The following is a 24,791-nucleotide window of genomic DNA, read 5'->3' on the forward strand; positions in this document are numbered from 1 at the left end:
CTGTCGGCGGTGTCCAGTCCCTCCCCGTCGGACCCGTAGTACTTGAGAGGGATCCGCACGAACCCCTCTCACTGGTGACGACCGCGACCCCCTGCTCCGCATACCGTTCTGAACGTGACAGAGACGACGCAGACGCACACCACGCGCCCGGACGACCCGGACGACTCCTACGAGGTCTACCGGCCGCGCAGTCCGGAGTTCCGGGCGGCCGTGGGCGCCCTGCGCGGCCTGCGGGAGGACCTCTTCCACGAGGCCTTCGCCTATCGCCCGCTGCCCCGCAAGGAGCGCGGAGGCCGCGTCCTGGGCCGCCTGAAGGGCCGCAGGCGGGAGTACGCGGCCTGGTCCCGGCACGCGATGGTCGGGGCGGCCGGCGTCCTGGCGATGCTGATCGGCTGGGCGGACGCCCAGGGCAGCGGCCTCGGTCTCCTGATCGGACTGCTCGCCCTGGCCCCGGTGCTGCTGACGCTGGTGCGGCCGGTCGGCGCGTTCTGGCTCTCGCTCGCGGGGACCACCGTCGTCGCCGTCATCGGCACCACGTACACCGAGTGGCCCTGGCTGCCGGGCAGCTTCGCCGCCCACCTGATCGTTCTGACGGTCGTGGCGATACGCACCCGCCCGCGCACGGCGGCGTGGATGTGGATGCTGACGGCGGCCTACGGCTTCGTCGCCGAGACCGTCTTCAGCTGGGGCCACTACTTCACGAACGTCGCGCCCATGCTGGTCTTCTCGGCGCTCCTCCTGCTCGCCGTCACCGTCTGGCACATCCGCCGGCAGGCCGAGGAGAAGGTCACGGCCCAGCAGACGGTGACCGCGCACGAGCGCTCCCGCCGCACCCTGCTGGAGGAGCGCACCACGATCGCCCGCGAGCTGCACGACGTCGTCGCCCACCACATGTCGGTGGTCGCCATCCAGGCCGAGGCCGCCCCCTACCGGGTGGAGAACCCGCCCCCGGAGCTGGAGAAGGCCTTCGCCACGATCCGGGAGAACGCGGTGGCGGCTCTCACGGAGCTGCGCCGGGTCCTGGGCGTGGTCCGCGCCGAGGACTACGAGGTCCCGGACGCCCCGCAGCCCACACTCGCCGAACTGGACGGGCTGCTGGGCAATGTGCGGGAGGCGGGCCTGGAGGTGGAGAAGACGGTCACCGGCGCGGTGCGGGAGCTGCCGCAGGGCGTGGAGCTGTCGGCGTACCGGATAGTCCAGGAGGCGCTGAGCAACACCCTGCGCCATGCTCCCGGGGCGGGCGCCCGCGTGGAGATCGGCTATGTGCTGGGCGGCCTGGGGCTGCGCATAGTCAACGGCGCACCGCCGAACCCGTCCCTGATCAAACCCTCGCCGGGCGCCGGCCACGGCATCACCGGGATGCGGGAGAGAGTCGGCATGCTGAACGGTGAGATGACGGCGGAGCCGACCCCGGCGGGCGGCTACGAGGTGACGGTGTTCCTGCCGGTGCCCGCCGCGAGCGAGAGTGGAACATGACGATCCGCGTACTGATCGCAGACGACCAGATGATGGTGCGCGAGGGCTTCTCCGTCCTGCTGAACGCGATGCCGGACATCGAGGTGGTGGGTGAGGCGGTCAACGGCCGGGAGGCGATCGATCGCGTCCGTGAACTCGCGCCCGACGTGGTCCTGATGGACATCCGGATGCCGGAGCTGAACGGTATCGAGGCGACGCGGGAGATCGTGGCGGCGGACGGCTCGGCGAAGGTCCTGGTACTGACGACCTTCGACCTGGACGAGTACGTCTACCAGGCGCTGCGCGCGGGCGCCTCGGGCTTCCTGCTGAAGGACGCGTCGGCCCGCCAACTGGCCGACGGAGTGCGGGTGGTGGCGGCCGGCGAGGCGCTCCTCGCCCCGTCCGTCACCCGGCGCCTGATCACGGAGTTCTCCAAGCTGTCCGACACCCCGCGACTGTCGCCGACCGCGCAGGCGGCCTACGGCGAGCTGACCGAACGGGAGACGGAGGTGCTGGTCCTCATCGCCCAGGGTCTGTCGAACCTGGAGATAGCCGGCCGGCTGGTGGTCGCGGAGTCGACCATCAAGACCCATGTGAGCAGGATCCTGGTCAAGCTGGGCCTGCGGGACCGCACCCAGGCAGCGGTCTTCGCCTACGAGGCCCGGCTGGTCACGCCGGGCTAGGGGAAACGCGGCCGGCGGCTGCCCGGTAGTCCCGGTCGGCGGTCCCGGTCGGCGGTCCCACCGGATCAGGTCGCGGGCGGTACTCCGTCGAGGACGAGGCCCCGGTACGGCTCGGCGCTCGGCTCACACCCGGCAGCGGCGCAGGGCGGCGCCCAGGACTCCGGCAGCGTCATGCCGCCACCCCCGCATGAACCGACGCGTAGGCGCGGCGCTCGCTGTGAGGGCACGCGCGGTACCGGACTCGTTCAGAACTGCTGAACGAAGGCGCGCCAGCCCTCACCGGAGACGGTGAGGAGGGGGCCGTGCGGCTCCTTGCTGTCGCGGACGGCACGGCCGCCGGTGGCTGTCACTGCGACCTCCACGCAGTTGCCTTCCTGCCCGGAGTACGACGACTTCCAGAAGGTGCTTACGACCTCGGTCACGATGCGCCTTCCTTGGTGCTTTGCAGTGCGCTTCGAATGAGCCGCGCACTGGCGTCCGGTGACAGTGCTGCCGATCGTAGTTGGTCGTATGCATTGGCGTAAGCGGCAAGATCCTCAGGTGCTTCGAGGATGGAGGTACCCCTCAGGTTCTCCATCGTCACTGCTTCGACCGTCGGCTCCGATTCGAAGCTGAAGGAGGAGAAGGCGTAAGTCGTGCCCGCAACAGCTCCGGCGCTGAACGGCAGTACCTGCACCGTGACGTTCTTCCGCTTTCCGATCTCCAGGATCGCGGACAACTGCCCGCGGTGAACGCTGATGTCGACCAACGGGTGCGCGATGACCGCTTCCCAGAGGATGGCCGCGTACGAGGCACCGCCTTCCTCGATCTTGGCCTGCCTACCCGTACGCACCTTGACCAATTGCTCGACACGTTCCGAAGCGACGTAGTTCGGGCCACCGATGATGACCGCCTTCGCGTAGGCCGGAGTTTGCAGGAGGCCGGGAACCAGAACGGGCTGCCAGTCGCGGATGTAGGTTGCGTCGTCCTCCAGGGCGATGTGGTCGAGGTAGTCCGGTCGCAGATGCGCGGCATGTTCGAGCCACCAGCCTCGGTTCTTCGAGTGCCGTGCCAACGCCTCGAGTTTTTCGCGGACGTCTGGGTCACCCACGCCGTACGCCTTCAACATGGCCCGGATCTCGATGGGTCGTGCGATGACGTGGCCTGTTTCTATGCGACTGACCCTGGTCTGATGGGCTGCGATCACTTCGGCTGCCTGCGGCTGGTCGAGTTTGGCCGCTTGCCGGTAGCGCCTCAGAGCCGCGCCAAGTCGCCTGCTGCGCACGGTCGGACGTCCCCCTGCGGGCATCGCAGACCCCTCTCTCTCGCAAGCCAACTGTAGAACAGCCCCGGTATCGCACAGTTGTACTGCCGCATACATGCTGATTCATTTCCTTGCGACAGTTCCCTTTGTGGCCCTAGCCTCCACATGCACGCCGACGAACAGCGCATTCTTGACAGCACGTCAGGAGGTACGGCACCCCCATGCCCGAAACCGAAACCTTCCGTATCCCCAAGCACAGAAGACACGTGTCAGTCGCCCGGAACCAGGTCCGCAAGGTCCTCGCGGGCTGGGGTGTCGGCGGTGAACTGGCCGATGCCGTCACCCTGTCGGCGAACGAGCTCGTGACGAACGCGGTGACGCACTGCCGGGTGTCCCACGCGCAGGTCGGGATCACGCTGTATCTCCAGGGGCCGTACCTGTTCCTGGAGGTCTACGACCCGGACCGGGACCGACTGCCCGCGCCTCGCGCCTGCGGCCCGGACGACGAAGGTGGACGCGGCCTCGCGCTGGTCGGGCGGCTGGCCAGTGCCTGGGGGCATGTACAACAGCGGCACACGAAGTGCGTGTGGGCTCGGTTCACGCTCGGGGAACGGCCGGAGAGGACCCATGTTCCGGCGGATCTATGAGGCGCTCGCCGGGCTGCGGCACAAGAACGGTCCCGTACCGAACGACCGGGACCGGGACGCGGGTCGGGAGGTACGGATGCCGGACCCGTACGTGTGGCGACTGCCGGACCCGCGCGAGGCCCGCTGGCGCAGATGGGCCAGACGCAACCGCGCGGCCGGCCACCGCCTCCCGTTCCCGCGGGAGGAAGCGTGCTGGCAGACCCGCGCGCGCCCCCGGAAACCCCTGTGGGAGGGCGATGACGACGTCGTCCGCCTGTACGTCGTCGAAGCGGCCCGGGCGGCGGACTCATGAAGGCGCGAACGCCGGAACCGACCGGATCCGTGGATTGCGCTTCGGGGCACTTCGAGGCGCTGCGGTGAAGTGGCCGACGGGGAAGACCCCCCTGGTCAGCAGTCCGTTCACCGGCTAGCGTCCGTTCATGGCAGTAGCTGACGCTCTCTCCTTCGACCCCTGGGATCCCGCGTTCGTCTCGGACCCCTACCCGGCCTACGCCGAGCTTCGGGAGCGGGGGCGGGTGATCTACTACGAGCCGACCGACCAGTGGCTGGTGCCGCGGCACGCGGATGTCTCGGCGCTGCTGCGCGAGCGGCGGCTCGGGCGGACGTATCAGCACCGGTTCACGCACGAGGACTTCGGGCGGACGGCGCCTCCGGCCGAGCAGGAGCCGTTCCACACGCTCAACGATCACGGGATGCTCGATCTGGAGCCGCCCGACCACACCCGGATCCGGCGGCTGGTGTCGAAGGCGTTCACCCCGCGCACGGTGGAGCGGCTGAAGCCGTACGTGCGGCGGCTGGCCGGGGAGCTGGTGGACCGGCTGGTGGAGGCCGGCGGGGGCGACCTGCTGAGCGATGTCGCCGAGCCGCTGCCCGTCGCCGTGATCGCGGAGATGCTGGGCATCCCGGAGTCGGACCGGGGACCGCTCAGGCCCTGGTCGGCCGACATCTGCGGGATGTACGAGCTCAGCCCGTCGAAGGAGACCGCGGCGAGGGCGGTGCGGGCCTCCGTGGAGTTCTCCGAGTATCTGCTGGAGCTCATCGCCGCTCGGCGCAAGGAGCCCGGCGACGATCTCGTCTCCGGTCTCATCGCCGCGCACGACGAGGGCGACCGGCTCACCGAGCAGGAGATGATCTCGACCGCGGTGCTGCTGCTCAACGCGGGGCACGAGGCGACCGTGAACGCCACCGTCAACGGGTGGTGGGCGCTCTTCAGGAACCCGGAGCAGCTGGCCGCGCTGCGCGCCGACCACGCGCTGGTCCCCTCCGCCGTCGAGGAGCTGATGCGGTACGACACTCCGCTCCAGCTCTTCGAGCGCTGGGTGCTGGACGACATCGAGATCGACGGGACCACCGTGCCCCGGGGCGCGGAGATCGCCATGCTCTTCGGGTCGGCGAACCACGATCCGGCCGTCTTCGCCGATCCGGACCGGCTCGATCTCGCCCGCGCCGAGAACCCGCACATCTCCTTCAGCGCGGGCATCCACTACTGCATCGGCGCCCCGCTGGCCCGTATCGAACTCGCCGCCTCCATGACGGCCCTGCTGGAACGGGCCCCGACCCTGGCCCTGGCGGCGGAGCCGCGGCGCAAGCCGAACTTCGTGATCCGGGGCCTGGAGGGGCTCGGCGTGACCCTCTGAGGCGGCCCCCGAGGCGGGCGAACAGGGCCCACAGTGCCAGGCCCGCGGCCGTCCCGCCCAGCAGGGCCAGCGGCAGTTCGGCGTAGAGAACGCTCCAGTCGGGGCTCTGCTCGAAGCGCCGGAGGCGGTCGCGGACACCGACGGCCCACACCGCGAGCCCGGCGCCCCAGCCCAGCGCCATGGCGAGGCAGCCCCCGGCGGCCTGCGTACGTTGTCCCATGCCCGGGACGGACGCGGGCGGGCCGCCCGGGGGTTCCCCGCCCGGGTCGGCCGTGTCCCCGTCGGGGCCGGATCGGGCCGAGCATGGCGATCACCGAGGCGAGGAACGCGTCCGACAGGTCCGAGCGGCCGCCCATCCGCTCGGAGACGTCGAGCACATGGTCGCGCGCGAGGGGGAGCCCGGTCCGCGGCGCGAGCGGGTCACCGCTCCGGCAGCATCAGCCCCAGCGCGCCCTCGCGCACCGTCCAGGTGCGCACGCGCACCGGTCCGGCGACCGCCGCGTCCGCCCGGTAGCGAAAGTCCGCGCCCGAGACGGTCACCGTCCGCCCCCGGGCCTCCAGGGGGACCGCCACCGCGCCCAGGGACAGCGGCCGTACCCGCACGACCGCCGTGCCGGAGGAACCCGGGGTCACCGACACCGCCTCGACGGGCTGGTCGAGGTCGATCAGCGTCACCCCGTCCACCTCGATCCGCAGCCGGGCCGGTCCCGGCGGGCCCGGGGCGGCGGAGAGCCGCGCCGGCCGGGACGGCACCAGGGTCCGGAAGAGGGACTGGTAGGTCCGCAGCCAGGGGTGGCCGCCGCTCTGCGGGAGCCCGGCGTCTGCCACGGACGGCTCCGGCCGCGGAGCGAGCGGCACCGGCGGGATCCGCAGCACGCCCAGCACCACCCCGTCGCTGTCGTCCACCAGTACGTCCAGACGCCGCTCGGCGCCGTCCAGGACGGCCCGGGCCGCCGCCACCGCCCCCGTGGGCACCCCCAGGGCGTGCGAGACGCCCAGGGCGGCACCCACCGGCACCACCGACAGTACGGTTTCGGCGAGGGTCCGCTGCCGGTGCAGCAGGGCCACCGCGAGCATCAGCGCGCGGTCGTCACCGATGACCACCGGCCGGCGCGAACCCCGCCGGGACAGCGCCCGGGCGAACTCCTCCGGGTCGTCCGGGAGGCAGACCTTCGTGCTCGCCGCACCTGCGCTGAGCACGTCTTTCGCGATTCGAACGGACTCCCCGTCCGTGTGCCGGGCGACCGGATCGATGATCACCAGCAGCTGATCGGACGTCGGAGAAGTCGCCACCTCGGTCCTGCCTCGCTTCCTCGGGTAGCATCTTTGTGCAAGAGCCCCTTGCGCTATTGCGCCAGGGGCTTGGTCTATTCCGGGGCATCCGGGTCCGACAAGCGGCGGCCGACGACGGTCGCTGTGCACGTGGTGCACGCGGTGGGAAGTGCCACCGCGTACGCCCCTGGCCTTGGACATGCCCCACCCGGAAGGGGTGTACGCGCGTGCCCGCACTTGTGCTGCTCGGTGCTCAGTGGGGTGACGAAGGCAAGGGAAAGGCCACCGACCTTCTCGGTGGCTCGGTGGATTACGTAGTGCGCTATCAGGGCGGCAACAACGCCGGCCACACGGTCGTCGTGGGCGACCAGAAGTACGCACTCCACCTGCTCCCTTCGGGAATTCTGTCACCCGGCTGTACGCCGGTCATCGGTAACGGTGTCGTTGTCGACCCGTCGGTCCTGCTCTCCGAGCTGAGCGGTCTGAACGAGCGCGGCGTCGACACGTCGAAGCTGCTGATCAGCGGCAACGCGCACATCATCACCCCCTACAACGTCACTGTCGACAAGGTGACGGAACGCTTCCTCGGAAAGCGCAAGATCGGCACCACCGGCCGCGGTATCGGCCCGACCTACGCCGACAAGATCAACCGGGTCGGCATCCGGGTCCAGGACCTGTACGACGAGTCGATCCTCACCCAGAAGGTGGAGGCGGCGCTCGACGGCAAGAACCAGCTGCTGACCAAGCTGTACAACCGCCGCGCGATCGCCGTCGACCAGGTCGTCGAGGAACTGCTGGGCTACGCGGAGAAGCTCGCTCCGTACGTCACCGACACGGTCCTGCTGCTCAACCAGGCCCTGGAGGCCGACAAGGTCGTGCTGTTCGAGGGCGGTCAGGGCACCCTCCTCGACATCGACCACGGCACGTACCCCTTCGTCACCTCGTCGAACCCGACCGCGGGCGGCGCCTGCACGGGCGCGGGCGTGGGCCCGACGAAGATCAGCCGGGTCATCGGCATCCTGAAGGCCTACACGACCCGCGTCGGCTCGGGCCCGTTCCCGACCGAGCTGTTCGACGAGGACGGCGAGGCGCTGCGCCGCATCGGCGGCGAGCGGGGCGTGACGACCGGGCGTGACCGGCGCTGCGGCTGGTTCGACGCGGTCATCGCCCGCTACGCGACCCGCGTGAACGGCCTGACGGACTTCTTCCTGACCAAGCTGGACGTCCTGACCGGCTGGGAGCAGATCCCGGTCTGCGTGGCGTACGAGATCGACGGCAAGCGCGTCGAGGAACTCCCGTACTCGCAGAGCGACTTCCACCACGCGAAGCCGATCTACGAGACCCTGCCCGGCTGGTCCGAGGACATCACCAAGGCGAAGTCCTTCTCCGACCTGCCGAAGAACGCCCAGGCGTACGTCAAGGCGCTGGAGGAGATGTCCGGCGCCCCGATCTCCGCGATCGGCGTGGGCCCGGGCCGGGACGAGACGATCGAGATCAACTCGTTCCTGTAGAACACCCGGCGGTACGTCGGCACGGGCCGGTCCTGGACGTCCGGGACCGGCCCGTGGCCTGTTCGCGGTGACGCCCGCGACCCGCGCGAGCGGGCGGCCACGCGGGTGGCCGCACCTCGGGCACCCGGCTCCGACGGCATGGGTAAAAGGTGCGTATGGGCATATCCTGAGGTCGAGAGACATGTGTGTCGACCAGAAGGAAGTGACTGCGATGCGCATGATGCTGAAGGCGTCCATGGACACGGAGAAGGCCAACGAGGCCATCAGGAACGGGACCCTCGGAAAGCTGATCGAGGAGTCCATGGCGCAGCTCAAGCCCGAGGCGGCCTACTTCACCACCGAGCACGGCCGGCGCACCGCCTTCCTGTTCTTCGACATGGAGGAGAGTGCGCAGATGCCCGTGCTCAGCGAGCCCTTCTTCCTCAACCTCGGGGCGGAGGTCTCCTACACCCCGGTGATGAACAGAGAGGACGTGCAGAAGGGCCTCTCGCAGCTCGGCCGTTGACCGTCCGCTCGACGCGACCGCTCAGCTGAACACGATCATCGATCCCTGCGCCAGGCTCCGCGTCGCCGCCGCGTGCAGCCCGAGCCAGACGTGCCGCTCGCGCGCGAAGGGGCTGGAGTCGTACGGCGCCGGCACGGCCGGCTCCTCCAACTCCGTGGGCGCCGCGGGGGGTTGGGGCGCCGCCGGTGGATTGGCCGGATCGATGCCGATCGACGGGGCCACGAACTCCAGCTCCCGCAGCAGGGACTGCGCGGAGCCCAGGGGTCCGCCGCCCGCGAGGAGTTCGTCGTTGGACAGGGGCTGCGGGAAGTCGACGGGAACGTACGCACCCGCGTGGTCGTAGTGCCAGACCAGGTGCGACTGCTGGGCCGTCGCCTCGAACATCTCCAGGAGCTGCTCGTAGTCGCCGCCCAGCTCGTCCACCGGCGTCACCGGCAGCCCGCACACCTGGAGGAGGTAGGCGCGGCGCAGGAAGTGCAGGGCGTCGTAGTCGAAGCCGGCCACCGGGGCGACCTCGCCGGACAGCCCCGGCATGTACTGGTACACCGGCACGGGCGGCAGACCCGCCTCGGCCAGCACCTTGTTGTACTGGGCGAGTTCGTCGGCGAAGGGATTGTCGGGGGTGTGGCACAACACGTCGACGAGCGGCACCAGCCACAGGTCACAGGCCAAAGAGAGCTCCTCACTCAGTACGTTGACCGGTCAGGGAAGACTAGTCGGTGCGGCACGCATCAGCTCCCCTCGTGCAGATCCCATACCCACACTCCGGCCACCCTCCCACCGGGTCGGCCGACCAGCTTCTCCACCGTCTCACGCAGCCGGTCCTCGTGCGGTTGCGGGACGAGCACGAGCGCGCCCGCCCGCCAGTACGCGAGGTCCTCGCGGGTCCGGGCCCGGGCCGGGGCGTCGATCACCGGCACCACGCCCGTGTACCGCACGTCCCGCAGCAGGCTCGCCGTGAAGCGCAGCGGGACGCCGTAGACGCCGGTCCGGTCGCCACCGCCGTAGGGGCCGTTGAAGTAGCCGCCGGGCATCCGGAAGCCGAGACCGGCCGCCGTCTGCCAGTGCAGGGCCTCGGCGTCCTCGGGTTCGGCGAGCGGCACCGGCACCAGCGTCTCGCCGTCCCGGACGTACGACTTCCAGGTGCCGTCGGTGAAGAAGGCGGGCGTCTCGGCGCGCGGCTCGGACTTCAGCGGGGCGGGAACGAGGGGGAGCAGGGCGAGGCAGACGGCGAGCAGACCGGCGTACCGCGTGCCCGGCCGACGGGCCCCGGCGAGACGGTCGAGCGCCAGGGCGAGCAGCATGCCCAGGACCGGGGCGCAGACCAGCGCGATCCGGCTCTCGATGACCGAGCCGAAGAGGGGCAGCCCGGCGAGCGGCGCCCAGGGGCCGGGCACGGTGGTGTCGGTGAACGGCAGGGGGATGCGCGCGCCGAGGGACAGCACGGCCGCGGCCGACGCCGTGACGGCCAGCGCCTTGACCACGGGTCGCCGCCGCAGCCCCACCGCTGTCGCGCACGCGAGCAGGACCAGCGGCCAGCCGTAGAAGGCGTTCTGTTCGGTCGGGTTCAGGGAGAGGGCGTCGGCGCGGTGGGCGTCGCCCGCGATCAGGGAGCGCTCGGCGAAGGAGAGCAGCGCCCGGACGGAGTTGGCGACGCCGGGCGCGGTGCCGTGGTCGATGCCGGTGTAGCTCTGCGGGCCGGAGAACTGCCAGGCCAGCGGGTAGACGACGAGCGGGAGACAGACGGCGGCGGCGATCGCGAGGCCGTTCAGCAGGGGCCGTACGGCGCTGCGTGCGACGTCGGGGCGTACGGCTGCGTAGGCGGCCGCGAACAGCAGCATGCCCATCGCGGCGAGCAGCAGCGGCTCCTCGCCGAGGAAGAGCTGATATGCCGCCATCAGGCCGAGCAGGACCGCGTCGCGGGTGACCCGTTCCCCGGCCGCGAGCCGCAGCGCGCGGTCGACGATCGGCGGGATCATGAAGAGCACGACGAAGTTCGGGTGCGCGTTGGCGTGGCTGACCATGGGCGGCGCGAAGGCGGCCAGCGCGGCTCCGGCGAAGGCGGCGGCACGTCGGCGGACGAGCCGTTTCACGATCAGCCGGTACCAGGCGACGGCCGTCGCGGCCAGGCCCAGCGTCATCACCAGGCTCAGCGTGACGGCCGGGCCGAGCAGCAGGGTGACGGGGGTGAGCGGGACGGACAGGCCCGGCATCGTGGTGTTGGCCATCAGGTTCACGCCGTCCGGGGCGCCCTGGAGGTCGGTGAACAGGGGATTGCGCAGGTGAGCGATGTTGTCGGCGGTCACCGCGAAGAACCACTCCCACTGGTTCTGGTCCTGGAGGGAGTCGGTGAGGTAGCGGTGGGCCGGGTCGGGAAGGCGGCCGGAGCAGAGGGCCGTCGCCATCGCGAGGAACAGCAGGACGGCCACCGCGTCCCCGGGTCGCGGCACCGGGATCCGGAGCCGGACCAGGTCGCGCAGGACCCGGAGGTAGTCCGCCGGACGGACCTTCGAGCCGGGCTGGTGCGACCAGTGCACGGGCACCTCGGCGACCGGCCAGCCGAGCCGCTCGAAGTGGCGCAGCACCTCCACGTCGATGGCCCAGCCGTTGAGGCGGGAGGCGGCGAAGGCGGCGCGGGCCTTGTCGCCGTCGAACAGCTTGAACCCGCACTGGGTGTCGCGGGTGCCCCGCAGGGTCGTCCGGCGTATGAGCAGGCTGCCCATCCGCCCGGCGAGTTCGCGTATCCGGTGCTGGCGGTCCCCGAGGGTCGCGCCGGGTACGGCCCGTGAGCCGATCGCGGCAGCGTTGCCGTCGGCGAGCGCCTTCTCGAGCCGCTCCAACTCCTCGACGGGAGTGGCGAGATCGGCATCCATGACCAGCACCTGGCGGCCGCGTCCGGCTGCCACACCGCGGCGCAGCGCGTCGCCCTTGCCCCGGTTGCCGGAGCCCGCGACGAGCTTCACCCGGGGGTCGCGGCGGACGGTGACGAGGTCGCGGGTGGCGTCGGTGGAACCGTCGTCGGCGACCAGGATCTCCCAGCTGCGCCAGTGGCTTCCGCCCGCGTCGAGGTAGCGGGTGACGGCGTCCAGGGTGCGGCCGAGCCGGCGCTCCTCGTTGTACGCGGGGATGACGACGGAGAGTTCGACGGGTGCGGTGCGGGGCGCGGGGGCGGGTGGGCCGAGGGCGTCCGCCCCGCTCACTCCGCCGCCAGGCGCTCGATCAGGGCGATGGAGTCCTCGTTGTACGCGGCGAGCATCGCCCGGGCGGTGGCGGTGTCGCGGTCGTACAGGGCGTCGACGAGTTCGGTGTGGCCGGACCACAGGTGGCCGCGCAGATCGGTCGGCCGGCGCAGCTGCTGCACGGTGCACACCCAGGACTGGAGCCGCAGCCGGTGCAGGAAGTCGGCGAGATAGGGGTTGCCGAACAGGGAGCTCAGCTCGCGCCAGAAGCGCAGGTCGTAACCGATGAGGACGGTGAGGTCGCCCGCGGCGGCGGCCCGCTGCGCCTCGTCGCCGCGGCGGCGCACCCCCGCTATGGCGGCGGCGGTCCGCGGGTCCTCGTAGTTGTGGTGGCGCTGCCGTCCCTCGTCGAGGGCGAGGAACATCCCCTCGATGATCAGGCTGCGCGCCTCGATCATGCCCCGGAAGTCGTCGACGGAGTACTCGTGGACCCGGAAGCCCCGGTGCTGGTCGGCCTCCAGGAGGCCCTGCGCGGAGAGGTCGACGAGAGCCTCGCGGACGGGGGTCGCGGAGACGCCGTACTGATCGGCGATCTCCTTGACGGTGAACTCCTGGCCCGGCTGGAGTCGTCCCCCCAGCACCTCGTCGCGCAGCGCGTCGGCGATCTGCTGTCGCAGGGTGCTGCGCGTCACGGCTCCGTTGCCGGTGCTGCCGGGCATGGTCGCGGCGTCTCCATCGTCGGGTACGGGAAAGTGGCGTGCTCGTCGGTATGTACGAGCACGCCACCTTACGCGTTCGACGAAAACAAGACCTTGGACGATTGCTGCGTCGTCGGGCAGGGTCCGAGGGGGGCCGGTCGCGCGGTTCCCCGCGTCCTGAGGGGGGCGCCGTGACCGTGTCCTGGCCCTGCCCCGGCCGGACCCGTCGTGCCCGCCCGCGCCACCGGCCCGCCGGGGCCGGGACCAGCCCCCGTGCGGCCCGTGCGGTCCCGGGGCGGCCCTCGTCCGGTCCCGCGCGGCCTTCCGCCGGGTTCTAGTCCGTGTACTCGTCGGCTGCCGACAGGGCCGTGTCGAGGGCTGCGAGGCCCTCCTTGATCTCGGACTCGGAGACGTTGAGCGGCGGCACGAAGTGTGTGCGGTTCATGTTCACGAAGGGCCACACCCCGGCCTTCTTGGCGGCCGCGCCGAACGCGGCCATGGCCGCGTTGGCCTCGCCCGCAGCGTTGTACGGCACGAGCGGCTCGCGGGTCTCCCGGTTCTTCACCAGTTCGAGCGCCCAGAACATGCCGACCCCGCGCACCTCGCCGACGCATCCGTGCCGCTCGGCCAGTTCCCGCAGCCCCGGCTCGACGACCGAGGCGCCCAGGTTCTTCGCGTTCTCGACGATGCCCTCCTCCGCCATGACGTTGATCGTCGCGACGGCGGCCGCGCAGGCCAGCGGATGCCCGGAGTACGTCAGACCGCCCGGGTAGGGCCGCCGGGCGAAGGTCTCCGCGATCCCGCCGGAGATCGCGACCCCGCCGAGCGGCACATAACCGCTGTTCACGCCCTTGGCGAAGGTCATCAGGTCGGGCGTCACACCGAACAGGTCGGCCGCGAACCACTCACCGGTGCGACCGAATCCGGCCATGACCTCGTCCAGGACGAAGACGATCCCGTACTGGTCGCAGAGCTGCCGCACCCCGGCGAGATAGCCGGGCGGCGGGACCATGATCCCGGCGGTGCCCGGGACGGTCTCCAGGATGATCGCGGCGATCGTCCCCGGCCCCTCGAAGGCGATCGTCGTCTCCAGATGCTCGAGCGCCCGCGCGGTCTCCTGCTCCTCCGTCTCCGCGTAGAAACGGGAGCGGTACAGGTACGGCGCCCAGAAGTGGACGACACCCGCCGTCGCGCTGTCGGAGGCCCAGCGGCGCGGGTCGCCGGTGAGGTTCACGGCCTGCTGGGTGCCGCCGTGGTACGAGCGGTAGGCGGACAGCACCTTGGCGCGCCCCGTGTGCAGCCGGGCCATGCGCACGGCGTGCTCGACGGCGTCCGCCCCGCCGTTGGTGAAGAAGATCTTGTCCAGGTCGCCGGGGGTCCGCTCGGCGATCAGCCGGGCCGCCTCCGAGCGGGCCTCGACGGCGAAGGCGGGCGCGAAGGTGGTCAGGTGTGCGGCCTGCTCCTGGATCGCGGCGACGACCTTCGGGTGCTGGTAGCCGATGTTGGCGTAGACGAGCCCGCTGGTGAGGTCGAGGTACCGCTTGCCGTCGTAGTCCCAGAAGTACGACCCCTCCGCGCCGGCCACGGCGAGCGGGTCGATGAGCTCCTGGGCGGACCAGGAGTGGAAGACATGCGCGCGGTCCGCGGCCTTCACGGCGGCGCCGGCCTGGGGGTTGGACTGAGGGGTCATGTCAGCGAGCGTAAATGTCCGCGATGCGGAAGCGGTATCGGCGTCCTGTTCCCTGGACGGGGCGATTCCGCGACAGGTTGTCGGGCGTGCGGAGAGCCTCTCCCCAGATTGACAGCCTGCTGTCGAAATGACAGGCTGCTGTCATCGGGCTCTCGCAGGGATCCGCTCACGAGGAGGAACCATGAGCCGCAAGCCGGTGCATCTCGCCGTGTACGACACGCTCGCCGACTGGGAGACGGGGTTCGCGACGGCGTACCTCGCACGGAACGGGTACGGGATCCGGACCGTCGGCGGCTCCGGGGAGCCGGTGACCAGCACCGGCGGACTGCGGATCCGGCCCGACCTGGCGCTGGACGCCGTACGGCCCGAGGACAGCTCGCTGCTGATCCTCCCGGGCGCCGACCTCTGGGACACCTCCGACGATCTCGCGCCCTTCGCCCGCACGGCACGCGCGTTCCTCGACGCCGGGGTGCCGGTCGCCGCGATCTGCGGGGCCACCGCGGGACTCGCCCGCGAAGGCCTGCTCGACGACCGCGACCACACCGGTGCGGTCTCCTTCTACCTCGCGGCGACCGGCTACGGGGGCGCCGACCGCTACGTCGAGGCGGACGCCGTCACCGACACGGGCCTGATCACCGCAGGTCCCACCGAGCCGGTCGCCTTCGCACGCGAGATCTTCCGGCTGCTCGGCGTCTACGAGGGCGAGGTGCTGGACGCCTGGTACCGGCTGTTCCACGACTCCGACGCGGCGGCGTACGCCGTACTGGAGAAGGCGACGGCCGGCCGGTGAGCCGGGAACGACAGGATCTGCTCAGCCGCAGTGCCCTCGGGGTGTTCCGGCTGAACGGCCAGTTCCTCGCCGTGGCGGAGGAACTGGCCGGGCCCGCCGGGCTCACCGCCGCCCGGTGGCAGGTGCTCGGCGCGGTGCTCGGCGACCCGCTGCCCGTGTCCGGCATCGCCCGCGCCATGGGCATCACCCGGCAGAGCGTCCAGCGCGTCGCCGACCTGCTGGTGGAGCAGGGCCTCGCCGAGTACCGGCCCAACCCCGCCCACCGGCGCGCCAAGCTGCTCGCGCCCACGCAGGAGGGCCGCGCCGCGGTCGCGCGCGTCCACCCCGGGCACGCGGCCCTCGCCGACCGGCTGGCGGAGGCGTTCGGGGAGACGGAGCTCGCCGAGGCCGTACACGTACTGGAACGGCTGTCCAAGGTGCTGGACGGGCTGGACTCCGCTGTTACGCAACCGTAGACACCGCGCCGCCCTACTCCCCGAACGGCCGGATTATTCTCGGCTGGGTTGCACATGTCTCGATCACACATGTGCGGGAAAGGCGGCGCTGCGATGGAGAAGCTGGGCCCGGAGGACCCGCAGCGCATCGGCGGCTACCGGCTGCTCGCGCGACTGGGAGCGGGCGGCATGGGGCAGGTCTACCTCGCCCGCTCGGATCGGGGGCGCACGGTCGCCGTGAAGCTGGTCAGGCGGGAGCTGGCGGCACGCGAGGAGTTTCGCGCGCGGTTCCGGCAGGAGGTGCGCAACGCGCAGCGCGTCGGCGGGTTCTGGACCGCGCCCGTCCTCGACGCCGACACCGAGGCCGCCGTGCCCTGGGTCGCCACCGGCTATGTCGCCGGGCCGAGCCTCCAGCAGGTCGTGAGCCACGACCACGGTCCGCTGCCCGAGCGGTCGGTGCGCATCCTCGCCGCCGGGCTCGCGCACGCGCTGGCCAACATCCACGCGGCCGGGATCGTCCACCGCGACCTCAAGCCGTCCAATGTGATGGTCACCATCGAAGGGCCCCGGGTCATCGACTTCGGCGTCGCGCGGGCGCTGGAGAGCGTGACCGGCGACAGCCGGCTGACCCAGACCGGGGCGGTGATCGGCTCGCCCGGCTTCATGGCCCCCGAGCAGCTGCGCGGCGACGCGGTCACGCCGGCCAGCGACGTCTTCTGCCTCGGCTCGGTCATCACCTACGCCGCCACCGGCACCCTCCCCTTCGGCTCCGCCGACAGCGGGGCGCACGCCCTGATGTTCCGCATCGCCGAGGACGAACCCGACCTCTCCGGCGTCCCCGAGGGCATCGCCGACCTGGTCCGCGCCTGTCTGCGCAAGGACCCGGCCGCCCGCCCCTCCCTCGACCGCGTCCTGGAACTCACCGGCGTCGACGACACCGTCTCCGACGGCCGCTCCCGCGACCCCTGGCTGCCCGGCGCCCTCGTGGCGCAACTCGGCCGCCACGCCGTGCGGCTGCTGGAGGTGGAGGACCCGGAGGGCGTCTCGTCCCACTCCGGCCACCCCACGCGCCCCGCCCTCCCGCACCACTCGGCTGCCGCCTCCGAGGCCTTCCCGGAGCACTCCGGCCCGCGCGGCGGCGCTCCCTCGCCGGATCCCCGCCCCACGCGGGTCGCGGGCGCCGACGGCATCCCGCGGCAGCCCCTCCCGCCCGGCGGTCCGGCAGCCCCGCCCCACCCGGTGTACGGCTACCCCCAGCAGCATCCGCAGCCGGCCGCCTACGGCCACCCGCACCAGCCGCCGGCCGCCTGGTCCGCGGCGCCCGGCCGGGCGGCGCCGTACAACCCGTACGCGGACGGCCCGGCGGGCCCCGGCGCCACTCCGGCGCACGACCCGTACGGGCCGGCCGATCCCGCCGGCCCGCAGGAGCCGCCGCGCCGCAAGGGCCGGACGACCGCCCTGCTCGTCGCGGTCGCCCTGATCGTCGCGATCGCCGCGGGCGGTTCGGTGTACGCGTTCATGAACGGCGACGGCGATGCCACCGCGGACCCGGCGCCCACCGCGTCCGGTGGCTCGACGCCGTCCTCCGCGAAGGCCTCGGAGCTGCCCTCGCCGGACTCGTCGACGTCCCCCTCCGCGTCCCCCTCCCCGTCCTCGACGGACGGGGTCGTCCCGGCGGCCTACCTCGGCACCTGGACCACCACGATCGAGAACGAGAGCGGCACGAACACGCGCCGGCTGACCCTCGCCCAGGGCAAGGTGGGCGACGCGGTGCTGGCCCTCGTCGCCGACGGGGAGGGCTACCACTGCGAGTTCAGCGCCACTCTCTCCGAACGGCCGGGCGGCGAAGGCCCGTTGAGGATAGGCCCGTCCAAGGTCACCGCCGGCGAACCCCTCTCCTCGTGCAGCCCGGGCGCCGCCTCCGAGATCACGCTGCTCGCCGACGGCGCCCTGCGCCGGGTGAACACCGGCACCGGGGAGAAGCTGACCTACACCCGTCGGTGAACGTCGGTGCGGTCACCCTCCCCGGAGGACACGCGCCTGTGCCGGTCGCCCTCCGAAGCCCGGCGGCGGACATTCGGCGACGGAGGTTCCGGGGCGGAGATTCGGGGCCGGGGCCCCCGGGGACGTGACGGGCCCCCGAGGACGGGCCGGGGCGGCGGGCGTGACGGGCCCCCGAGGACGGGCCGGGGCGGCGGGGACGTGACGGGCCCCGAGGACGGGGAGGGCCCCCGAGGACGGGGCGGCGGGGCGGGAAACGCGGCGGAGCCGACCTCTCACCGAGGCTCGGGCGGCCGCTGCCGAGGCATGTTCGGCCGGGCGTTCGCCCCCGGCGGCAGCGGAAACCGTCCGTACCCTCCACCCACGTCCGCCCGCCCGCCGGAGGCGACCGCCCCCTGGATCCCCATGGGCGCCGGCCCGGTCCGGAACTCGACCATCCAGTCCGCGGTCTCCGTACGCACCAGCTCCGAGACGTCCTCCGAGAACCGCCGCAGCACCGCCAGGCACCGCTCCGCGGCCTCGCTCGCCGTACCGTCCGCCGGGCCCAGCACCTCCCGGACGCTCTCCGAGGCCCAGTCGAACTGGAGCACCTGGAGCCGGCGCTGCACGGCCTGCGCGGTGGCCACGTCCCTTATCCAGCCGGACGTCAACCCGAAGAAGCGGTCCACCGCCACGCACCCCACCGCGACCAGCAGCGCCAGATACCCCCAGGGAGCGACACCGCCCAGCACCCGGGTGAGGTCCAGCAACGGCAGCGCGGCCGCGCACACCGCTCCGGCCGACGCCCCGGCGCGCAGCCCCCGGGCGCCCCGCCGCTTCCACACCCGGTCCGCGAGGTACCAGGCGGAGGTCTCCAGCGCCCCGCGCTCCACCCACCGGTACAGCTCGTCCAGCCGCTCGGCGGGCTCGCCCCAGTCCCCGAGCGGAAACGTCCGCCCGGCCAGATCGCCCGGCCGCAGCCCGGCCGCGCCCTCACTCCGCCCGTCCTGAGGCGGACCCTCGGGCTGCATCTCCGGCTGCTGACCCACCCGGCACTCCCTACTGATCCGGACCGATGGAACCCGACGGATCCCGACCGCTCACGTTGCGTGACACCCGTGACGCATGATGCTGCTGCGCTGGACCTTTCCTACCTCCCAATGGGTGGCGAAGAGGAAGGTTTCATCTCTTTTACGCCCGGAAGTGGGCCTTGATCAGGTATAGGCCCCACACCCGACTCACTCGAAAGAGTGCTGGGGCGACACCCGCACAGACCACGTAGGCTCGTGCCGAGCGGGAAAAAACCCGCCCGAAGGCACGCCCGACAGTCGTAGGACACAGGAGCTGATCGTGATTCCCGGTGGTGGCCAGCCCAACATGCAGCAGCTGCTCCAGCAGGCCCAGAAGATGCAGCAGGACCTGGCCCGTGCCCAGGAGGAGCTGGCGAACACGGAGGTCGACGGGCAGGCGGGCGGCGGACTGGTGCAGGCCACCGTGACCGGTTCCGGCGAGCTGCGCGCGCTGCGGATCGACCCGAAGGCGGTGGACCCGGACGACACCGAGACCCTCGCCGACCTGATCGTCGCGGCCGTTCACGCGGCCAACGAGAACGCGCAGACGCTCCAGCAGCAGAAGCTCGGTCCGCTGGCCCAGGGTCTGGGCGGCGGCAGCGGCATCCCGGGACTGCCTTTCTAGGGCCGGTCCGCCTTTCTAAGACCGGCCTCGGCCAACTACGGTACGTACCGCAAGGAACCCCAGGAAGGACGGCAGTCCGTTGTACGAAGGCGTGGTCCAGGACCTCATCGACGAGCTGGGGCGACTGCCCGGCGTCGGTCCCAAGAGCGCGCAGCGGATCGCCTTCCACATCCTCCAGGCGGAGCCGACGGACGTACGGCGGCTCGCGCACGCCCTGCTGGAGGTCAAGGCGAAGGTCCGCTTCTGCGCGACCTGCGGCAACGTGGCGCAGGAGGAGCTGTGCGGCATCTGCCGCGACCCGCGCCGCGACCCGAGCGTCATCTGCGTGGTCGAGGAACCGAAGGACGTCGTGGCGGTCGAGCGCACGCGTGAGTTCCGCGGCAGGTACCACGTCCTGGGCGGCGCGATCAGCCCCATCGAAGGTGTGGGCCCCGACGACCTGCGGATACGAGAACTTCTCGCGCGGTTGGCCGACGGGACGGTCACGGAGCTGATCCTGGCCACCGACCCGAACCTGGAGGGCGAGGCGACGGCCACGTACCTCGCCCGCATGATCAAGCCCATGGGCCTGAAGGTCACCCGCCTGGCCAGCGGCCTCCCGGTGGGTGGCGACCTGGAATACGCGGACGAGGTGACCCTCGGTCGCGCCTTCGAGGGGAGACGACTCCTAGATGTCTGACGCCACGCTGCACGCGACCGAACACAACCCGGACGACTTCGTGGTCCAGATCGCGGACCAGGTCGAAAGCTTCCTGGTAGCCGTCACGGAGGTGGCGAAGGGCGACGAGCCGGGCCTGGCGGTCCCCTTCCTCCTCCTGGAGGTCTCCCAGCTGCTGCTGGCCGGCGGCCGCCTCGGCGCCCACGAGGACATCGTCCCCGACGACCGCTACGAGCCCGACCCGGGCTTCGAGCCGGACGCCGACGAACTCCGCGAGAACCTCGCCCGCCTCCTCGAGCCGGTCGACGTCTACTCCGAGGTCTTCGACCCCTACGAGCCCCGCAAGGCGCCCGTCCCGGCCCGGATCTCGGACGACCTCGCCGATGTCATCGCCGACCTGCGCCACGGCATGGTCCACTACCGCGCGGGCCGCACCACGGAGGCCCTGTGGTGGTGGCAGTTCTCCTACTTCTCCAACTGGGGCTCCACGGCCTCGGCGACCCTGCGCGCCCTGCACTCGGTCCTCGCCCACATCCGCCTGGACCAGCCCCTCGAGGAGCTGAACGGCCTCGACACCGACCAGTCCGCGCTGGGCGACGAGACCCTCGAGTTCGAGGCGGGCCGGGTCATGGCCGAGGAGATCGGCGGACAGCTGGGCGTACGCCCGGCGAAGTAGCGGCGGCCGTGCCCGGCCGGATGCCCCGACCGGGCACCCGGCCGCAGGTCAGATCGGTACGGCCGCGCCGGTGACGGCGATGCCGGTGTCCCGTTCGGCCGGCACGGAGACCGTGATGGTGCTCGGACGGCCCATGTCCTCGCCCTGATGGATCGTCAAGGTCGCCGGGGTGGCCACCAGTCCGAGTTCGCGCAGATAGCCGCCGAAGGCGGCGGCCGCCGCTCCGGTGGCCGGGTCCTCGACCACCCCGCCGGGCGGGAAGGCGTTGCGGGCGTGGAAGACGGTGGGTGATTCCCGCCAGACCAGGTCGACGGTGGTCCAGCCCCGGCGGGCCATGAGCGCGGTGAGCGCGGGCATGTCGTAGTCGAGGTCGGCCAGCCGGCTCCGGTCGGCCGCGGCGATGACCGGATGCCAGGCGCCCGCGTAGGCCGCGCGGGGCGGCAGCGCCGGATCGAGCTCGTCGGCCGACCAGCGCAGGGCGGACAGCAGCTCCGCCAGGTCGGCCGCCGCCAGGGGCTCCGTGCGCGGCGCGACGCTCACCAGGGTCGCCACGGTCGTACCGTCTGCGGCCACCGCGGTGGTGACGGGGACGACGCCCACGCCGGTGCGCAGGGTCAGGGGTCCGGTGCCGTGCCGGTCGGCGTGGGCGACGGCCGTGGCGATCGTCGCGTGACCGCAGAACGGCACCTCGGCGAGCGGGCTGAAGTACCTCACGGACAGGGTGCCGTCGTCGGACGGCGTCACGAACGCCGTTTCCGAATAGCCGACTTCGGCCGCCGTGGCCAGCATGGTCGCGTCGTCGATACCGGTGGCGTCGAGCACCACGCCCGCGGGGTTGCCACCCGCGGGATCGGTGCCGAAGGCCACATAGCGCAGAACATCCATCGTCATGGTGTACCTGCCTACACCATGCCTTCGGGAGTGCGCTCCCTCGTTTGCGCAGGTCGGGGACGGGATCGTTGATCTCGCAAGCGAAAACCCGGGATCTTTCCGGATTTCTCCGGATCTCCCCGGACCGCACTGTCACCACTGCCGCTAAGGAAGCCCGTCATGAAGGCTCTGCTCTCCTCCCGTCCCGTCCTGTGGTTCCTCTTCCTCTTCAACCTCGCGGTCGCCGCCGTCGCGCCCTTCGTCGTCGACGGGGCGCAGGGCGTGATGACGGCCGCCGGGATGGGCGTCGTGTCGCTCGGGGCCGGCGTCAGCCTGGTCCGTGACCGGGGAGGAAGGGCCGCCTCCTGAGAATTGGCAGGGACTTGGACGTCCCCTGTACGCGGGCTGCACGGGCGCTGACCGGCCGGACGCGAATCTTGGGTCATCCCGACAGCGCTCAGCCGCACAGGAGTTGCGATGACCCGCAAGACCCGCATACGCGCCGCCCTCGTCACCGCCACCGCCGTCGTCACCGCCGCCACGGTGTCGGCCGGGATCAGCGCGGCCGGCGGCAACCGGCCCGCCGAGCCCACCAAGAGGCAGGCCGCCGCCCTGTTCGACACGTGGAACGCGGCGTTGCAGACCGGTGATCCGCAGCAGGTCGCCGACCTCTACGCCGGTGACGCGGTGCTGCTGCCCACCCTCTCCGACGAGGTCCGTACCGACCGCGCCGGCCGCATCGACTACTTCGAGCACTTCCTCGCGAACAAGCCGTTCGGCAAGAAGATCGAGACGCACATCAACGTCCTCGACGCGAACTCGGTGCTGGACGCGGGCGTCTATCAGTTCTCGCTGACCGACCACGACACCGGCAGGAAGAGCGTGGTCAAGGCCCGCTACACCTACGAGTGGGAGAAGCGGAACGGCGAGTGGAAGATCGTCAACCACCACTCCTCTGTGATGCCCGGAGGCTGACCGTCACGCAGAGGCCGCCGCCGGGAGCGTCCGTCAGGGCCACCGTCCCGCCGTCGTCCGTCACCAGCTGTTTGACGACGGCCAGGCCGAGGCCGGAACCGGAGCGACCGGTGAGGCCCTGGCCGCGCCAGAAGCGGTCGAAGGCGCGGGACTTCTCCGCGTCGGACATGCCCGGACCGTCGTCGAGGACGGACAGCACCACCCGGTCGCCCCGCGCATCGGCCCGGACGGTGATCTCCCCGCCGTCGGGTGACACCTCCAGAGCGTTCGAGAGCACGTTGTCCAGCACCTGGTCCAGATTGCCGGGGCTGGCCAGCACAGACGGCCGGTCGTCGACGACACTCCCCCCGAGCGCGATGGTGACTCCGCGCTCGTCGGCGGCCGGCCTCCACACCGACAGGCGTTCCGCCACGATGTCCGTCAGGCACAGCGGTTCCGCCGCCGTCACCTTGGCCTCGGCCCTGGCCAGCACCAGCAGGCCGTTGACCAGCCGGCTCATCCGCACCACCTCGGCGGTGGCCTGCTCCACGTCCTCCCGTACGAACGCGTCGTCGACGCCGTCCGCGATGTTGTCCAGGGAGAGGCGGAGCGCCGTCAGCGGGGTCCTCAGCTGGTGCGAGGCGTCCGCCACGAAGATGCGCTGCGAGGCGATCAGCGTGTCCAGGCGCTCGCCGGCCTGGTTGAGCGTGCGCGCCAGGGTCTGCGTCTCCTGCGGGCCCGTCACGGGGGAGCGGGCCGTCAGGTCGCCGTCGCTGAACCTGCTCGCCATGGCGTTCAGCTGGCGCAGGGGGCGGGTGATGCGGCGGGCGACGATCGCGCCGATCAGCGCCGCCACGCCGAGCACCGCCACGGCCAGGCCGGCCCGGAACCCCCAGATCGTCCACAGCCTGTGGGTGAGCCCCGAGGTCGAGTAGACGATCCGTACGGCGCCGACGACCTGGCCGCCGTCCTTCGCGGGGACGGTGATCACCAGGTCGCGGCCCCAGATGAGGTCCGATCCCCAGTCGGTGGTCGGCCGGCCCCGTTCCAGCGCCGCGGCCAGCGCCGCGTCCCGCTCGGGGCGCGGCAGGGCCGGCCCGCACCGGGCGGTGGTGGTGGCCTGCACCTCGTCCTCGGTCTCCACGGCGTACGCCCTGGCCATCTCCTCCAGGGCCTGGCAGGAGGCGGTGTCGCCGTTGCCCAGCAGCAGCGCCATGGTGGTCGCCTCGCGTTCGATGGACACCTCGGTGTCGCCGCGCAGCTGGGCGGTGAGGGTGAAGGCCACCGGCACGGTGAACAGCAGGATGGCGACGGCGACCAGCAGCACATAGCTGCGGATGAGTTGCTTGATCATGACGGTGGGCCGCCCGGGCCGGGAGCGGTCCGGCCGGCTATCTCCAGGCGGAACCCCACACCCCGCACCGCCTCGATGGCGACGACCCCGGCGAGCTTCCGCCGCAGCGCCGCCACATGCACGTCCAGCGTCTTCGTCGGCCCGAACCAGTTCGCGTCCCAGACCGCTTCCATGATCTGCTCACGCGACATCAGCGCGCCCGGCTCCTCGGTGAGGAAGGACAGCAGGTCGTACTCCTTCGGCGTGAGCGCGACCTCCTCGCCGTCCACGTGGACGCGGGCGGCCTTGCGGTCGACGGTCAGCCGGGAGCCGTAGCGGTCCGGGCCGCCGGTCGTGCCGTCCTGCGCCGTACGCGGCCGCACGCGCCGCATCACGGCCCGTATCCGCGCGATGACCTCCCGCACGCCGAACGGCTTGGACACGTAGTCGTCGGCGCCCAGCTCCAGGCCGACCACGCGGTCCGTCTCGTCGCTCCGGGCGCTGATCACGATGATCGGGATGTCGCCGCGCTCGCGCAGGGCCTTGCACACGTCGAGGCCGTCGGTGTCCGGCAGGCCCAGGTCCAGCAGGACGACGTCACAGGGGCCGGAGTGGGCGAGCGCGGCGGCGCCCGTGGCGACCCGGGTGACCCCGAAGCCGTAGCGCTGCAGTCCGCGTCGCAGCGACTCGGCGACCGGTTCGTCGTCTTCCACCAGGAGTACGTGCACAGCCGCACGATAGTGCTTGAAACTTAATTCACAGCTATCACTTCGGTTCCAGTGGGAAGGGAAGACCCGACGACGGGCGCCCGGGCCTCTTTCCGGCCTCTTCCGCGAGTTCCGCCGAGTCTCACCATGCGGTACTCGGGAGGCGGTTTTCGG

26 protein-coding genes are annotated in these 24,791 nt (G+C 71.7%); 15 read left to right on the forward strand and 11 right to left on the reverse strand.

Going from position 1 to position 24,791, the window contains the following annotated elements:
- Window positions 1-114: 114 nt before the first annotated feature.
- Window positions 115-1,476, forward strand: coding sequence for a sensor histidine kinase (locus QF030_RS23100; RefSeq protein ID WP_307164548.1), 1,362 nt, complete (start codon window positions 115-117; stop codon window positions 1,474-1,476).
- The gene (locus QF030_RS23105) at window positions 1,473-2,138 is read left to right on the forward strand and encodes a response regulator (RefSeq protein ID WP_307164549.1); all 666 of its coding nucleotides are present in this window, start codon (window positions 1,473-1,475) and stop codon (window positions 2,136-2,138) included. The genes QF030_RS23100 and QF030_RS23105 overlap by 4 nt, the downstream gene beginning before the upstream one ends.
- Before the next feature lie 245 nt (window positions 2,139-2,383).
- Here QF030_RS23105 and QF030_RS23110 read toward each other — a convergent pair whose 3' ends face one another.
- Both QF030_RS23110 and QF030_RS23115 read right to left on the reverse strand, forming a co-directional pair.
- Window positions 2,384-2,560, reverse strand: a complete 177-nt coding sequence (locus tag QF030_RS23110; protein ID WP_307164550.1) for a DUF397 domain-containing protein — start codon at window positions 2,558-2,560, stop codon at window positions 2,384-2,386.
- Window positions 2,557-3,426: a helix-turn-helix domain-containing protein gene (locus QF030_RS23115; protein WP_307164551.1), complete on the reverse strand. Its 870-nt coding sequence runs from the start codon at window positions 3,424-3,426 to the stop codon at window positions 2,557-2,559. The genes QF030_RS23110 and QF030_RS23115 overlap by 4 nt, the downstream gene beginning before the upstream one ends.
- 176 nt (window positions 3,427-3,602) lie before the next feature.
- Between QF030_RS23115 and QF030_RS23120 the strand changes: the two genes are divergently transcribed.
- The 3 genes from QF030_RS23120 to QF030_RS23130 all read left to right on the forward strand — a co-directional run bounded on the left by QF030_RS23120 (window position 3,603) and on the right by QF030_RS23130 (window position 5,665).
- Window positions 3,603-4,028, forward strand: coding sequence for an ATP-binding protein (locus QF030_RS23120; RefSeq protein WP_307164552.1), 426 nt, complete (start codon window positions 3,603-3,605; stop codon window positions 4,026-4,028).
- The gene (locus QF030_RS23125) at window positions 4,009-4,320 is read left to right on the forward strand and encodes a hypothetical protein (RefSeq protein ID WP_307164553.1); all 312 of its coding nucleotides are present in this window, start codon (window positions 4,009-4,011) and stop codon (window positions 4,318-4,320) included. The genes QF030_RS23120 and QF030_RS23125 overlap by 20 nt, the downstream gene beginning before the upstream one ends.
- A gap of 127 nt (window positions 4,321-4,447) precedes the next feature.
- Window positions 4,448-5,665, forward strand: coding sequence for a cytochrome P450 (locus QF030_RS23130; protein ID WP_307164554.1), 1,218 nt, complete (start codon window positions 4,448-4,450; stop codon window positions 5,663-5,665).
- A gap of 420 nt (window positions 5,666-6,085) precedes the next feature.
- On the opposite strand, the gene QF030_RS23135 is transcribed toward QF030_RS23130, so the two are convergent.
- Window positions 6,086-6,958 carry a diacylglycerol kinase family protein gene (locus tag QF030_RS23135; RefSeq protein WP_307164555.1) on the reverse strand — a complete coding sequence of 291 codons (873 nt, stop codon included), beginning with the start codon at window positions 6,956-6,958 and terminating at the stop codon, window positions 6,086-6,088.
- 206 nt (window positions 6,959-7,164) lie between these two features.
- On the opposite strand from QF030_RS23135, the gene QF030_RS23140 reads away from it, so the two are divergent.
- The gene (locus QF030_RS23140) at window positions 7,165-8,448 is read left to right on the forward strand and encodes an adenylosuccinate synthase (protein ID WP_028806748.1); all 1,284 of its coding nucleotides are present in this window, start codon (window positions 7,165-7,167) and stop codon (window positions 8,446-8,448) included.
- A gap of 211 nt (window positions 8,449-8,659) precedes the next feature.
- Window positions 8,660-8,953: a hypothetical protein gene (locus QF030_RS23145; protein WP_307164556.1), complete on the forward strand. Its 294-nt coding sequence runs from the start codon at window positions 8,660-8,662 to the stop codon at window positions 8,951-8,953.
- Window positions 8,954-8,974: 21 nt separating this feature from the next.
- Here QF030_RS23145 and QF030_RS23150 read toward each other — a convergent pair whose 3' ends face one another.
- From QF030_RS23150 to QF030_RS23165, 4 genes are all read right to left on the reverse strand, one after another.
- Entirely contained in the window at window positions 8,975-9,625 is a 651-nt protein-coding gene (locus QF030_RS23150; protein WP_307164557.1) for a hypothetical protein, read from the reverse strand.
- A gap of 59 nt (window positions 9,626-9,684) precedes the next feature.
- Window positions 9,685-12,153, reverse strand: a complete 2,469-nt coding sequence (locus QF030_RS23155; protein ID WP_307164558.1) for a dolichyl-phosphate beta-glucosyltransferase — start codon at window positions 12,151-12,153, stop codon at window positions 9,685-9,687.
- Entirely contained in the window at window positions 12,150-12,851 is a 702-nt protein-coding gene (locus QF030_RS23160; protein WP_307164559.1) for a GntR family transcriptional regulator, read from the reverse strand. The genes QF030_RS23155 and QF030_RS23160 overlap by 4 nt, the downstream gene beginning before the upstream one ends.
- A 313-nt stretch (window positions 12,852-13,164) precedes the next feature.
- Window positions 13,165-14,520 (reverse strand): aspartate aminotransferase family protein, encoded by a 1,356-nt coding sequence (locus QF030_RS23165; RefSeq protein WP_307164560.1) that lies wholly within the window; start codon window positions 14,518-14,520, stop codon window positions 13,165-13,167.
- 181 nt (window positions 14,521-14,701) lie between these two features.
- Here QF030_RS23165 and QF030_RS23170 point away from each other — a divergent pair, with 181 nt between their 5' ends.
- The 3 genes from QF030_RS23170 to QF030_RS23180 all read left to right on the forward strand — a co-directional run bounded on the left by QF030_RS23170 (window position 14,702) and on the right by QF030_RS23180 (window position 17,748).
- Complete coding sequence (locus tag QF030_RS23170; protein ID WP_307164561.1) at window positions 14,702-15,310, forward strand: type 1 glutamine amidotransferase family protein; 609 nt, start codon at window positions 14,702-14,704, stop codon at window positions 15,308-15,310.
- Window positions 15,307-15,765, forward strand: coding sequence for a MarR family winged helix-turn-helix transcriptional regulator (locus QF030_RS23175; RefSeq protein WP_307164562.1), 459 nt, complete (start codon window positions 15,307-15,309; stop codon window positions 15,763-15,765). Before QF030_RS23170 ends, QF030_RS23175 begins: the two co-directional genes overlap by 4 nt.
- Window positions 15,766-15,858: 93 nt before the next feature.
- Window positions 15,859-17,748 carry a serine/threonine-protein kinase gene (locus QF030_RS23180; protein ID WP_307164563.1) on the forward strand — a complete coding sequence of 630 codons (1,890 nt, stop codon included), beginning with the start codon at window positions 15,859-15,861 and terminating at the stop codon, window positions 17,746-17,748.
- Window positions 17,749-18,020: 272 nt separating this feature from the next.
- Here QF030_RS23180 and QF030_RS23185 read toward each other — a convergent pair whose 3' ends face one another.
- Window positions 18,021-18,755 carry an SLATT domain-containing protein gene (locus QF030_RS23185; protein ID WP_373428910.1) on the reverse strand — a complete coding sequence of 245 codons (735 nt, stop codon included), beginning with the start codon at window positions 18,753-18,755 and terminating at the stop codon, window positions 18,021-18,023.
- A gap of 319 nt (window positions 18,756-19,074) precedes the next feature.
- Between QF030_RS23185 and QF030_RS23190 the strand changes: the two genes are divergently transcribed.
- From QF030_RS23190 to QF030_RS23200, 3 genes are all read left to right on the forward strand, one after another.
- The gene (locus tag QF030_RS23190; RefSeq protein ID WP_307164565.1) at window positions 19,075-19,419 is read left to right on the forward strand and encodes a YbaB/EbfC family nucleoid-associated protein; all 345 of its coding nucleotides are present in this window, start codon (window positions 19,075-19,077) and stop codon (window positions 19,417-19,419) included.
- Window positions 19,420-19,498: 79 nt separating this feature from the next.
- Complete coding sequence (gene recR / locus QF030_RS23195) at window positions 19,499-20,098, forward strand: recombination mediator RecR (RefSeq protein WP_010350858.1); 600 nt, start codon at window positions 19,499-19,501, stop codon at window positions 20,096-20,098.
- A complete protein-coding gene (locus QF030_RS23200) occupies window positions 20,091-20,753 on the forward strand; it encodes a DUF5063 domain-containing protein (protein ID WP_307164566.1) in 663 nt (220 codons plus the stop codon). The genes recR and QF030_RS23200 overlap by 8 nt, the downstream gene beginning before the upstream one ends.
- 48 nt (window positions 20,754-20,801) lie before the next feature.
- Here the strand turns inward: QF030_RS23200 and QF030_RS23205 are convergent, their stop codons facing one another.
- Window positions 20,802-21,638, reverse strand: a complete 837-nt coding sequence (locus tag QF030_RS23205; protein ID WP_307167663.1) for a PhzF family phenazine biosynthesis protein — start codon at window positions 21,636-21,638, stop codon at window positions 20,802-20,804.
- A 165-nt stretch (window positions 21,639-21,803) separates the two neighbouring features.
- Between QF030_RS23205 and QF030_RS23210 the strand changes: the two genes are divergently transcribed.
- Together QF030_RS23210 and QF030_RS23215 are read left to right on the forward strand one after the other, a co-directional pair.
- Window positions 21,804-21,992, forward strand: coding sequence for a hypothetical protein (locus QF030_RS23210; protein ID WP_307164567.1), 189 nt, complete (start codon window positions 21,804-21,806; stop codon window positions 21,990-21,992).
- A 108-nt stretch (window positions 21,993-22,100) separates the two neighbouring features.
- Complete coding sequence (locus QF030_RS23215) at window positions 22,101-22,598, forward strand: SgcJ/EcaC family oxidoreductase (RefSeq protein ID WP_307164568.1); 498 nt, start codon at window positions 22,101-22,103, stop codon at window positions 22,596-22,598.
- Here the strand turns inward: QF030_RS23215 and QF030_RS23220 are convergent.
- Together QF030_RS23220 and QF030_RS23225 are read right to left on the reverse strand one after the other, a co-directional pair.
- Window positions 22,564-23,931 (reverse strand): sensor histidine kinase, encoded by a 1,368-nt coding sequence (locus tag QF030_RS23220; RefSeq protein WP_307164569.1) that lies wholly within the window; start codon window positions 23,929-23,931, stop codon window positions 22,564-22,566. The genes QF030_RS23215 and QF030_RS23220 overlap by 35 nt on opposite strands.
- Window positions 23,928-24,638, reverse strand: a complete 711-nt coding sequence (locus tag QF030_RS23225) for a response regulator transcription factor (protein ID WP_307164570.1) — start codon at window positions 24,636-24,638, stop codon at window positions 23,928-23,930. Before QF030_RS23225 ends, QF030_RS23220 begins: the two co-directional genes overlap by 4 nt.
- Window positions 24,639-24,791 lie beyond the last annotated feature (153 nt).

Origin of the sequence: Streptomyces rishiriensis (assembly GCF_030815485.1) — a bacterium.
Lineage (GTDB): Bacteria > Actinomycetota > Actinomycetes > Streptomycetales > Streptomycetaceae > Streptomyces > Streptomyces rishiriensis_A.